Source organism: Moorena sp. SIO3B2 (genome assembly GCF_010692525.1).
Taxonomy (GTDB): domain Bacteria; phylum Cyanobacteriota; class Cyanobacteriia; order Cyanobacteriales; family Coleofasciculaceae; genus Moorena; species Moorena producens.
The window spans coordinates 1-11,677 of sequence record NZ_JAAHHE010000069.1; the positions used below are offsets into that span (position 1 = coordinate 1).

9 protein-coding genes and 3 pseudogenes are annotated in these 11,677 nt (G+C 42.8%); 8 read left to right on the forward strand and 4 right to left on the reverse strand.

Going from position 1 to position 11,677, the window contains the following annotated elements; translation table 11 throughout:
- Positions 1-638 precede the first annotated feature (638 nt).
- The 3 genes from F6K38_RS16935 to F6K38_RS16945 form a co-directional block, all read right to left on the reverse strand.
- On the reverse strand, positions 639-1,955 hold the full coding sequence (locus F6K38_RS16935; protein ID WP_287267221.1) for a recombinase family protein: 1,317 nt from the start codon (positions 1,953-1,955) through the stop codon (positions 639-641).
- A 27-nt stretch (positions 1,956-1,982) separates the two neighbouring features.
- Complete coding sequence (locus F6K38_RS16940; RefSeq protein WP_009149275.1) at positions 1,983-2,360, reverse strand: VOC family protein; 378 nt, start codon at positions 2,358-2,360, stop codon at positions 1,983-1,985.
- Positions 2,361-2,951: 591 nt separating this feature from the next.
- A complete protein-coding gene (locus F6K38_RS16945; protein WP_009149271.1) occupies positions 2,952-4,436 on the reverse strand; it encodes an Ig-like domain-containing domain in 1,485 nt (494 codons plus the stop codon).
- An 854-nt stretch (positions 4,437-5,290) separates the two neighbouring features.
- Here F6K38_RS16945 and F6K38_RS44215 point away from each other — a divergent pair.
- The 8 genes and pseudogenes from F6K38_RS44215 (at position 5,291) to F6K38_RS16980 (ending at position 9,668) form a co-directional block, all read left to right on the forward strand.
- Positions 5,291-5,823: pseudogene (locus F6K38_RS44215) on the forward strand (DUF2231 domain-containing protein).
- Between the two features lie 55 nt (positions 5,824-5,878).
- Positions 5,879-6,274: pseudogene (locus tag F6K38_RS44220) on the forward strand (DUF29 domain-containing protein); the annotation flags it as partial.
- A gap of 36 nt (positions 6,275-6,310) precedes the next feature.
- Positions 6,311-6,646, forward strand: coding sequence for a XisI protein (locus tag F6K38_RS44225; protein ID WP_502708085.1), 336 nt, complete (start codon positions 6,311-6,313; stop codon positions 6,644-6,646).
- Positions 6,647-7,021: 375 nt separating this feature from the next.
- Positions 7,022-7,450 (forward strand): hypothetical protein, encoded by a 429-nt coding sequence (locus tag F6K38_RS16955; protein ID WP_131827199.1) that lies wholly within the window; start codon positions 7,022-7,024, stop codon positions 7,448-7,450.
- 189 nt (positions 7,451-7,639) lie between these two features.
- Complete coding sequence (locus F6K38_RS16960) at positions 7,640-7,876, forward strand: hypothetical protein (protein ID WP_287267224.1); 237 nt, start codon at positions 7,640-7,642, stop codon at positions 7,874-7,876.
- Positions 7,873-8,095 (forward strand): annotated as a pseudogene (locus tag F6K38_RS44230) (type II toxin-antitoxin system PemK/MazF family toxin); the annotation flags it as partial. The gene F6K38_RS16960 and the pseudogene F6K38_RS44230, both read left to right, overlap by 4 nt.
- A 269-nt stretch (positions 8,096-8,364) precedes the next feature.
- Positions 8,365-9,435 (forward strand): ParA family protein, encoded by a 1,071-nt coding sequence (locus F6K38_RS16975; RefSeq protein ID WP_287256371.1) that lies wholly within the window; start codon positions 8,365-8,367, stop codon positions 9,433-9,435.
- 101 nt (positions 9,436-9,536) lie between these two features.
- Complete coding sequence (locus tag F6K38_RS16980; protein WP_287256370.1) at positions 9,537-9,668, forward strand: hypothetical protein; 132 nt, start codon at positions 9,537-9,539, stop codon at positions 9,666-9,668.
- 166 nt (positions 9,669-9,834) lie between these two features.
- Here the strand turns inward: F6K38_RS16980 and F6K38_RS16985 are convergent, their stop codons facing one another.
- The gene (locus F6K38_RS16985) at positions 9,835-11,436 is read right to left on the reverse strand and encodes a serine/threonine-protein kinase (protein ID WP_287267229.1); all 1,602 of its coding nucleotides are present in this window, start codon (positions 11,434-11,436) and stop codon (positions 9,835-9,837) included.
- Positions 11,437-11,677 lie beyond the last annotated feature (241 nt).

Sequence of the window (11,677 nt, forward strand, 5' to 3'; positions counted from 1 at the left end):
TTTGGGTCTGCGGTTCTAAAAGTTTCATAGTTCGTCATCAAGATAAAAAAATTCCCGTCTACCCTAGCTGAGACTGCTTCGAGCCAAAATCTTCCCAGACAATGGGTAAACTTTAACTATTTTCTGTATTTAATTTTACAAAAATTCCTGAGCAGGACTAGCTTAGTGAAAGCTAATGTAATTAATCTTTGGATAACTTTACAGGATGCCTCGCCAAACGGCGTTACTTAAACTAAGAGTAATGTGTCGGTGCGTACAACTGATGATATCTTGAATGTGCCAGCTATAAGTAGCACCATTGCTGGGCAAATTATAGTCTAAAAACTAGACAATATTAGGCTAAAAGATCAACCCTAAAAAAGTAAGCATATGCGCTATGCGCAGGCTACTTGAGGTGCGGTCAGCGGTCAGCCGTCAGCCATTCGCGTTCGCGCAGCGTGGCCAAAGGCCAAGCATGGCCTTTGGCTGATAGCTGATAGCTGATAGCTGATAGCTGATAGCTGAGAGCTGAGAGCTGATAGCTGATAGCTGAGAGCTGAGAGCTGAGAGCTGAGAGCTGATAGCTGATAGCTGATAGCTGAGAGCTGAGAGCTGAGAGCTGAGAGCTGATAGCTGATAGCTGATAGCTGATAGCTTACCTAAAAAATAAACACAAGTTGCAGCTGCAATTCTTTTACCTGACGCAGGATTTCAATTTTTTGAATAAACTCCCGAAAGTAAAACCGACGCTCTGATTCTGATAAATCAATCCAGAATTGAGGAATGGATACTGTCTTAGCGATCGCTTTTAAATTCACTGGCGGCAAAGCAGCTAGCTGCTCCTGTAATTGGGAAATTTCTGTGCGTAGTTTGTATGCTCGTAAATCAGCAGTGTCTTGATCAAGCACCCCACTAGAGGTTAACAGAGGTAGTTGCTCTAAATTATCCTTTTTTTGAGTAATTTTCCCCTTAAGGGATTCCTTCACCCCATCCAAGCTGGGAGCATTCATAGCAGCAACAGCACGGGGTAATTCCTGACATATCAGTTGAATAGTTTGCTCCAAAACCTGTTCATAACTAATAGCACGGCATTTTGGATGCTTAGGACAATGAATCGGACGTAGGTAGAGATATTGTTTGTTTTTACGATATTGAGTAACACTAACAACGGTCATCCCCGACTGGCATTCCTCACAAACCACTAACCCGGCCAAAGAACGGGGAGCACTGGCGGTACGAGGAGGTAATTGTCGGTTGCGCCTGAGCAGTCGGTCAATCTGTGCGGCTTCTTCGCGATTCAAAATGGCGCTATGGGTATCGGAAATGACCTCACCATTTTTTTGATAGCCAAGGTCTCCCCGATAAACCGGATTTGTTAGCCAACGACGCCCGGTAGTCACGGAAATCCGTTTACCATATTTTTGCTCTAAATACCGTACTGCACCCCGCAAGGAACCATAAAGCAGAAACTGTTCAAAAAAATCCTTAACCACCGGTGCAGTACTGCGGTCAATTAGATAGCGGTCTTTGCCCCGCCGATAGCCATAGGGGGCTTTTCCTGGTGGAGGTAAGGCTTTGAGGCGATTACGAGCATGTCCTTGCCGAAGGCGGCGGCTGTTGACTTCCTGCTGGATTTCGTGTATTAGTTTCAGTAAGCTAGCGCGAATTGTAGTGTAGTTGGTAGCATCCGTTAGCTGAGCAGAATTGTAAGATTGCTCTGTGGCAATCAAGCAAACACCGAGGGTTTCAATTTGGCTAATGCGATCGCTAATTTCAGCCAAACACTCTCCCAGTTCTTCCAGACGACGAATTAGCAAGTAATCAGGAGCTTGAGCTTGGCAATCCGCAACTAACTGCTGCCACTGCTGGCGTCCTCCCAAATCTAGATAGACCTGATCCACCTCCAAACCCCAAACTTCTGGGTCAGGCACCGGGTCAAGTAGAGGATTGCTGTACAGGTAGGCAATGGTTTTCATTTATTCTCCCCATCCCTACGTTAAACCCTAAGTGCTAATCTTATTAATCTCACTAAGCTCAATAATATTACAATCTGGATCTTGGGTAAACAATGCCGCACGACCAGATGAGCTCAATTGAATCGGGTAACCATGAGCGTGTAGACATTCCTTCGCTTCATCTAAATTTACTACACTAAAGGCAATGTGGGGATTACGACCCCATTTTTCAGGATTTTTTAGGTCAACTTTAGCATTAGGATTAACCATCAGGTGAATTTGGAATTGACCAACTTGGTACCAAGCACCAGGAAATCTCAGCTCTCGATTAACTTTAGATAATCCCAAAATATTACCGTAAAAATGCTCTGCCTTTTCCAAATCAGAAACTAAAACAGCAACATGAAGACACTGATTAATTTCCATAGTCTTTTGATGTCAAGTTACAGGTTATTAGGTTGAAGGTTATTAGGTTGAAGGTTGAAGGTTGAAGGTTGAAGGTTGAAGGTTGAAGGTTATTAGGTTTAAGGTTGAAGGTTTGATGGTTGAAGGTTGAAGGTTTAAGGTTGAAGGTTATTAGGTTTAAGGTTGTTTGGTTACAGGTTGTTTGGTTACAGGTTGAAGGTTTGAAGGTTTCAAGGTTGTTTGGTTACAGGTTACAGGTTACAGGTTACAGGTTGCTCGGTTATTTTACCAACCTTCACCCTTGGCCAAAAGGCCACGCTACGCGAACAACCAAACACCCTTCCAAAAAAAACACCTTCAACCGGCTAACCTTCAACCGGCTAACCTTCAACCTACTAACTTTCAACCAGCCAACCTTCAACCAGCCAACCTTCAACTAGCCAACCTTCAACCAGCTAACCTTCAACCAGCTAACCTTCAACCAGCTAACCTTCAACCAGCTAACCTTCAACCAGCTAACCTTCAACCAGCTAACCTTCAACCTACTAACCTTCAACCTACTAACCTTAAACCAGCTAACCTTCAACCTGCTAACCTTCAACCTGCTAACCTTCAAGGTAGCCAACGAGCATTAAATCCAGTTAGGAGTGGTTCCGCTTCCAGCTTCACTGGAGTATCTGACGATGTATCATCCACTAAAGGTAATAGCCACAGTCTAGCATTGGCAATTATTTGTCCTTCATCAGTGATCAAACCTTCCTCAGATGACCGTTCAGGAACCAGTTGATCAAAGAGTATGCCTAAGTCATCTGGGGACAAACTCATATGAACTTCCTGTTGCTCCGGTAAAACTATCAAGCGCTTTAAGGTATACTCATTCTTTTCATTAGGTTTAAGGTTAATCGCTGCTAGGAAAGGTTCTTCTTTGAATTCTTCCCCAGCAATGAGTTGGCTGAGCAGACAATAGAGAATCTGGTTTTGCGCCGAGAATTCACAACTATGGACAGAACCAGTGGTGCGCAGTATCTCTTGCTCAGAGCCCTGGTTTTTGACTAAAAATAGCGATCGCGTATAGTCAGAATTAAACTTCACCATCACTGCTGCTGAACCATCCTTAGCAAAGTTTATGACCATGCCAAACTTCGGTAAAAAGTCTAGGGGTTGAGCATTTGGTGTCAAGGGTAAAATGCCCACTCCCTGACCTTGAGCCATCGCGATTGCGTTGCTATCAGGAGTAATCATAAAATCTCCTCCTGGTTCATGGTCTAATGGTCTCGGTTTGGTACCAGGTTGTATGGTCCACAGCCCAAATTCCGAAGGATTACTCCGACTGACCCGCTGCACCACAATCGTTTTACCATCAGCAGACAAATCAAACTTCAGATTCTGGTAGTCTTTGCTATCGAGAACCTGCTCAACTAACCCATCAGAGTCTGAGGATACGGGAGCTTGAGCTGGGGCACGAGTAGATATGCCCGTGGTCACAGTATATAATTTGGCCGAGAGCAAGTCCTGTTCTTGATTCTGACTATCAACAGCAGAGAAAAGAAGTCGGCTGCCATCAGGATAGAACTTAAAGTCCATAACCACCAAATCTGGAGGCGTCAAGATAGTTTTTTGTTGGCGAGTGAGATTATAGAAAATTAATCGCCCCTTTTCTTCTGCCTGAACACCCACATAGGCAAAGGCTCGGTCACGGGTACGGAAAGATGCCTTGAACGGTTCCATGGCAGTCTTGTTGCCAGGCTTAGCGAATTGATCTACTGCTCCAGTGAGCTGGAATTGATACTCGGTGCCATAGGGTAAAGGGAGCAGCGGAGTATAAGCCATTTTACGTCCAGCCCAGCTAATTTTGCCCGGTATGGGTGGAACAATCTTCAGATTAGTTTCCACACTAGTCTGATCCATAGGACGGCTGAAGGTTAGGATAAACGCTTTATCCTCCGCACCGACTTGTTTATCTTGCCACGTAAATTTCCGTACCCTGGGGGCAGTGCGATCGCCAGTCCACAGTAATATACCAATCAGTAGACTCAGTATAAGTATGACTGCGCCAGCAGTACGGTCAATGGGTTGAAGAAAGGTTTGACTCTTCATCTAATTAAATCCATCAGTAAAATTAGTCCAGAGTTCTAGTCTAGAGTTTCCAGAGCAAATGCCATTTAATTTATACAACCAAGACTTTATCTAGCGGTTCTGATAGTAATGAGGTACACATAATTTTGTACCTATTCCCTACTGCCTACTCCCTACTGCCTACTCCCTACTCCCTACTCCTTACTCCCTACTCCCTAAAACCTAGGACGAAAGTACCTTAAGCAATTGATAACTGAGAAATGCTATAGTTAAAATCCCTGATATCGACTAGTTTAATTGATCACCAGGTGATCAGGTTTATCACAAGACAAATTCTCAAAATTAGATCAGACAAATTGTCAACCTTTTTGGCTTTGTAATAAATCTTAAAAATTCCTGAAAAATCTACTAACACCTAGGGTTAGCTGGCTATACTAAGACCAGGTGATATATCTGAATTCAGGTCTGGCTATACTTGCTCTATCTAGTGGCTATATCTACTAACTGGAGCTAGCTGCCTGCTTTTGAAACCGTGTCATTTGAGACAATTCATTTGACACAAATGGTTGTTGGGTTAAAAATTAACCTGCACTAACTATATATCTGCCAAACTATCCGCTAAATAAAATAAATCCACATTTTTGAGGATTTATACCTAAGTAAACCAACTAGAAATTAGGAGAATCGCAGTGATTTTTTGGAAAGACATCAAACCACAACAATTTTATGTTATTTTATTGCTTATCACTCTGAACCTGGTCGTTTTTATGGCTCTAATCTCAAAGATGCCAACTAATTTTATAGTATCCTTTTAGTGTGATTTATTAGTGTAAGGTTTGAGAGCAATTCCTAATTGAGACCTGATTGAGAACAATATCCTAGAGTATCTCGCCCCACTCAACGATCACCACTTGCCGTATCCCAAGACAATTGCTCCGATTGTGGTTCATTTTGTGATTTCCATGATATTGTTTGCGGTCTTTGGTGACCCGATCGGCTACTTTACCCCTAATTATCCCTGGTATGAGGTAAGTTGGTAGAATTTATTTTTTGCGACTATTTCTATGGTTATTGCTGTTATTTTTGGGTAAATTGAAGCCGGATTAGCAGAACCCTACACAGCAGCAAAGGGAATATTGAAGCTGCATACGCTGATTGGCATGTCTGCTGTCTGGCATCATTACAGGGGTGACAGCATAGCGCTAGATCATTGGTTTTCGCAATCCCAACGACAAACCCCATGCCTTTTCTGGGGGTGGGGGCGTTGTTAGTGGGGCGGTTTTCCTTTTGGTGTTACCGATGGGGTATTTGGCAGCACCTTTTATTTGCTAACCAGGTTTCTTGGTTTGCAGGCGCTGACGGCAGTCCTGTTCAGTCTAACACTAGCGTTATTCGTAGGTTGGGTTAGCGGGAGCAGTTCGTTCCACCCAACCTACAGGTTTAGTTAGATTTCGGAGGAAAAAATGCTCTATGAAACTGACATCATCCAATGGGTTGAACAACAAGTTTCCCTGATCAAAGAAGAACGATATAGTGAAGTAGACTGGGTTAATCTCCTAGAAGAGATTGAAGACTTGAGTAAACGAGAGCGAGACCGCTTTTTCTGCTCTATTCGTTTAACGATTCAACATCTGTTGAAATGGGAATATCAACCTGAAAAACGGTCTAGGTCTTGGGAAATCACGATCAAACGAGAGCGCAATCACCTTAAACGCTATCTCAGAGATACTCCTAGTTTAAAGCGATACTGGGCAGATTTATCAAAAGTTTATGGTGATGCGAGAGCCGATGCTGCTAATGAAACCGGAATTTCCGATTGGGACTTTCCTGACCACTGTCCCTATTCCCCTGAGCAAATCCAATCGGATTGGTTTCCTCCAATTAGAGGTCAAACAATGGATACCCAAACGACCTATCGAGAAATAATAAAACAAGTTATTCTAAAATACGCTCAATTTCGTCCCTCTCATGGAGACATCCGACTTGACCCCATTTTTGACGAAACACGAGAGCACTATGGATTAATGCAGGTAGGATGGTCACAGGGAAAAAGAATCAGAGGAAACCTAATATATATTACTCTAAAAAATACTAAAATTTATATTGAATATGATGGAATAGAACCGGGTATCACTACTGATTTAATTAATGCTGGCATTCCTAAAGAAAATATTGTTTTAGCTTTCTATCCTCCCGAAATGCGTCAGCAAACTGAATTTGCCGTCAATTAAAAATTGGGCGTTGCTGAATGAAGGAATGAATGCGCGATTATCTGGTTTTATTAAAGCCCCCGTTGGTCCCCCAAGCGAGGGATTGCTCGCTTGGGGGACTTTCCGAGTTTTGTTCCCCCCAAGCGAGGGATTGCTCGCTTGGGGGGCTAGGGCGTGTCTTCAAACTCCGAGATCCCCCGTTGGTCCCCCTTAAAAAAGGGGGACTTTGAGTATGGCTCCCCCCTTAATAAGGGGGGCTGGGGGGGATCTAATATCTTGCGGAAAACTTTGAAAACACACCCTAGGGGGGCGAAACCATACCCAGAATCAGCAACGCCAAAAATTGATTCGTGTTTGATAAAATCAAGGCTATAACCAATTTAATTTTAAATGACCATGGATAGAAAAGACAGGTTACCGCTTATAGTAGTAGGGTTGACTATTAGCTTAATCTTAATGGGTTGTAATCCCTCTGATGATGCGTTAGAAAAATCTCGTTATCAACCCTTGAATCTAGCTGAGTTCAAAGGTAAGCGAATAGGAGATGATCCGGAAGCGATCGCATTAGAGTTATTTGGTAACAAAGCAACGGTCAAGAGTGAGTTTACTGAAGAAATCAAGGTGATTGATCAGCAAGCTTTTGAGAAAATCGTGATTCTGACCCAGATGAATCTACCTGATGACAAAGTTAGGGGCAGGCGTTATCGACTTCAGTTTAAATTCGATCAATCTACCGGTAAATGGAATTTAAAAGAAGCAGGTCGTCAACAGTCCTGTTATAAAAGTGAGAAACCTAAAGATTGGACAATTGAACCTTGTCCCTAGCTAAACTTGTTGATAGCGTTTGTCGTATTTATGAGGTACAGTCAACTGTAAGCATATGCGCTACGCGCACGCTACGCGAACAGCCCTCAGCTATCAGCGTGTCGCGTATCAGCTATCAGCCATCAGCCCTACTAGATTCAAAATTTTTGGCCAATAACCTATAAATCATTACTGTACTAAGTTACTGCTATGTCAATCAGCACCGAAGCTATCAAGCAAGACCTGGATCTACTTACTGCTGAACAACTTCAGCAAGTCGCTGATTTTATTGCATTTCTTAAGTTTCAAGATAAACGTTGTCGGATTGTTCTTGATCCTGCTCAGTTAAAAGCCCTTTCTCATGAGTTTGCCCAGGAAGATCGCGCTCTTGCTGAAGTGGGAATGAGCGATTCTGGGGCAAGTCTTGATCAAGAAGATAGGCTATGATAAATCAATATCAACGTAGCGATATCTGGGTAGCTAATCTCAATCCAACTCAAGGTTCTGAGCAAGCAGGTATTCGTCCTGTCATTATTTTTCAAAATGATATTGTTTCCCAGTTCACTACAACAATTATTGCAATTCCTCTAAGGACAAAAACGCCGCGCTTCGTTACCAATTTGTGTTCGGATTGCCCAAGGAGAGGGTGGATTAGCTTCGGACTCGTGAAGAGATCCAGCAGGTTTGAACCGCTGCTGATTGAGAATCGGAGTGGTAACTAGTGATCCTGTAGCGTCTGTGCAAGAGAATTGCCCCCACAAATTTCCAACAATCTTCAAGGAAGTCAGTTAGGTCAAACCCGCTCCGATATAGGCTTTTACCCTGTCCTGTCACCACCCAGCCGTTTTTTAAAAACTTTTGTAGCAAATAAATCAGAGTTGTGATAAATTAGGTTATATCTATTGCAAAATTAAGAGCCACATAAGAGTAAGTTAATGCCGATTAAAGAAAGCTTTGCCATTTGGAATAATAAAGGAGGAGTCGGGAAAAGCTCCATAACGTTTCATGTTGCAACAAGATATGCAGAAAAGAATCCGGAATCTAAAGTTCTGGTTATCGATATGTGTCCTCAAGCAAACTCTTCTCTGATTCTTTTAGGTGGTGGCTCAGGAGGAGAAAATATACTCATGGAGAATTGTTTGCATCAGCCAGTAGCAAAAACTGTCGCTGGGTACTTTAGTGAAGTTATTTCTAGTGGTCAAGGAGCATCACTTCCAAATCAAAGTCGTTTCGTGACCCAGGTAAACAAAGTTAATAGTGAGATCCCCGATAACCTCTATCTTTTATGCGGCGATCCAAATCTTGAACTACTTGTACCAGCTTTAAACAAAGCAATCGATTTTCCCGCATTAGTTCCTGGAGTTGATCCCTGGATATGGGTTCATAATATTTTAGAAGAATTCTATAAGGGATTAGCAGATAAAGTGGGGGGAGATTGGTTAGTTTTTATTGATACCAATCCCAGTTTTAGCATTTACACAGAAGTTGCTATTTCCTGTGTTGAAAAACTGATTGTTCCTGTTAACGCTGATGATTCATCTCGGATTGCCACTCAAGCAATGTTCACCCTTCTACATGGCACAATTCCTCCTCACCCTGTCTATAGCAAGTGGACTTTTGCTGCAATGGCACCACAAAAAAGAATTTCGATTCCCAAAATTCACCTTATCGTTGGCAATAGACTAACGCAGTACGATGGTACTGCAGGAGCTTTTGCTGCATTATCAGATGCAACAGCAGATACTCTATTCAAAGAGTTTCAAGAAAATAAGAATCGCTTCACCGCAACTTCAAAATCAATAGAGACTATGCAAGATTTCCGCGATCACTACTCTATACCACTTCGAGACTTTAATACTTCCGGTGTCGTGGCTGCACATCTTGGTAAACCTTTATCTAAATTAACCCAAGGAAAACACAGAATTTACAACCGCGATATTACCGTTGTAGCTGCTCGTATTAAGGAATGTGCAACTGCTGTTGATGATCTCTTAGATAAACTTTAAAACCGGAACGTTATCTCGCCAGCGCAATCGAGGTTATCGTTGAGCTTCGATTGAGGGGCTTCCGGCTGTGTTACAGGGCGGTGCAATCCCCGCTGCCAGTCGTGCGAAGGTTAGAGGGTATTGGTGATCGCTCGACGATTGACGACCACATTCGTTACATTGATATCTTTGTTTATATCTTTGTTTTCCTCTGTGATGACCCTATTGATGAGTTTTTTTCCTATCACATTTAGGAAATTGCATGGTTTTTTTGAATACCATTTCTTGGGTTAGCAACATCAAAAAATAATCGCATCTCTTTCTTCCTATTCCCTATTCCCTATTCCCTATTCCCTATTCCCTATTCCCTATTCGCTCTTGCCTCTTGCCTCTTGCCTACTCCCTATTCCCCTTGCTACATTACCAAAACCCCCGCTTACCAGTAGGAAGTACTGTTGTCCAATTAGTCTTAGCTTGTGCCAACTGTTCCTTAGTAACTTTGGCATTAGAAAGATTGGCTCCACACAAATTTGCTCCCCGCAGATTAGCATTTTCGAGATGAGCATAACTAAGATTCGCCCCACGCAAGTCTGCTCCTGTCAAAATAGCTTTTTTCAGGTAAGCTCGACCCAAATTGGCATTGCGTAAGTCGCCTTGATGGAGATTCGCTTCACCAAAATTAGCACTAGATAAATCCGCTCCCTTCAAACTAATATTTAACAGTTTGCCCTGGCGGAAAATTATCCCAGATAACTGGGCATTATTAAGGTTAAGTCCCCTCAAATCTTTAGCCGCAAAGTCTCTTCTGCCAGAGCCGTAAGCTTTTAATAACGTTTCCGCCTCCAACTTGCCATTACCCTTCGACTTGCCTGTAATGCTACTCCTACTACCGCTCACAGCTGTAGAATCCCTGTGACTGGTAAAACCTCCACCGTTTTTAGGTTCTGATCTTCGACCATTGCTCAATCCCCGACGCTCCCGCCATTCTCTAATTTGCTCTGCCATTCTTCGGGATTGAACTGACGACGGGGATGAATAACCATTCACAGGACCCAAATTCCCTGAGTTGAAGTGAGAATTAGCGTCATCAAGGGGTTGCGACACTAAGCTTTTGTTTAAACTCTCCAGATATGGCTCTAGGTCAAGAGCTCTCAGGATGTCTTCTGAGCACTGATAGCGATAACGGACAGAAGACTCCAGCATTTTTCTTAAAACCTTAGCAAAGTGGTCACTAACGTTGACATTAGTCTGCCAGACTATTTCTCCAGTAGAAGGATTATAATCGAGGTCTTTGGGAGATTTACCCGTCAACAAATAAAGGCAAGTAACCCCCACTGCATAGATATCGCTAGCAATTACAGGTCGCAATGCCATTTGTTCAGGAGGGGCAAAGCCTGGAGTTCCTATGGCATAGTTGGTCAATACTGTGTCTGAGGAATTGGAGGGATTGGTTTGGCTGTTTTTCACAGCCCCAAAATCAATCAGTACCAGTTTGCGGTCTTGGTCACGACGAATTATATTCGCTGGTTTAATGTCCCGGTGAATTACGTTTTTCTGATGAATATATTGCAGGAGTGGTAGAATTTCACTTAAAAATTGTTTAACTCCCTCTTCCGAGAATGAACCAGACCGTCTGACTTGCTGTTGCAGTGTCAAACCGCTAATGTATTCCTGAACCAGATAAAAATGCTCATTGTCTTGAAAGTAATCGAATAACTGTGGGAATTGGGGATGATTCCCAATTTCTCCCAAGGTTCGGGCTTCTCGCTCAAACAGATCCCTTGCCATCGGTGAAATCTCTGAACTTTTAGCACTTGGGCGGAGTTGTTTGATTACACGGGTCGGCTTACCAGGCAACGATTGATCTGTTGCTAAGAAAGTTGCTCCAAATCCCCCTTGACCGAGTGGTTTGATCACACGATAGCGGTCAAGTAATAATAATTTAGAACTGCACGCCTGACAAAAGTCGGCGTGTTGTGGGTTTTTTGCCTGAGTGCAGGTAGGATTTAGACAGTAGCTCATTCAGCGTTACTGATGTTCCTTTGCCCATACTGGAACTAAAACTTTGGCTCGGAGTACCTGAGCAGCAAAGATTATTTATAGTCTTTTACTTTTCTTTATTTTCTGCAAAATGCCTTTTACTACCCCCTTAGTTAGACAACTATTCCGGTGAAACCTGATCCTCAACCAGGATACCCGATTTTTGGCATCCATCTAAGGGTACAAAGGACAATTTTGAGTTAAGTAAAGGGTTATTCAAGTA

Bases quoted from the DNA above. Each gene is read 5' to 3' on its own strand.
- F6K38_RS44225 (WP_502708085.1), top strand. From the start codon at position 6,311: ATGGATACCCAAACGACCTATCGAGAAATAATAAAACAAGTTATTCTA.
- F6K38_RS16940 (WP_009149275.1), bottom strand. From the start codon at position 2,360: ATGGAAATTAATCAGTGTCTTCATGTTGCTGTTTTAGTTTCTGATTTG.
- F6K38_RS16935 (WP_287267221.1), bottom strand. From the start codon at position 1,955: ATGAAAACCATTGCCTACCTGTACAGCAATCCTCTACTTGACCCGGTG.
- F6K38_RS16955 (WP_131827199.1), top strand. From the start codon at position 7,022: ATGGATAGAAAAGACAGGTTACCGCTTATAGTAGTAGGGTTGACTATT.
- F6K38_RS16975 (WP_287256371.1), top strand. From the start codon at position 8,365: ATGCCGATTAAAGAAAGCTTTGCCATTTGGAATAATAAAGGAGGAGTC.
- F6K38_RS16945 (WP_009149271.1), bottom strand. From the start codon at position 4,436: ATGAAGAGTCAAACCTTTCTTCAACCCATTGACCGTACTGCTGGCGCA.
- F6K38_RS16960 (WP_287267224.1), top strand. From the start codon at position 7,640: ATGTCAATCAGCACCGAAGCTATCAAGCAAGACCTGGATCTACTTACT.
- F6K38_RS16985 (WP_287267229.1), bottom strand. From the start codon at position 11,436: ATGAGCTACTGTCTAAATCCTACCTGCACTCAGGCAAAAAACCCACAA.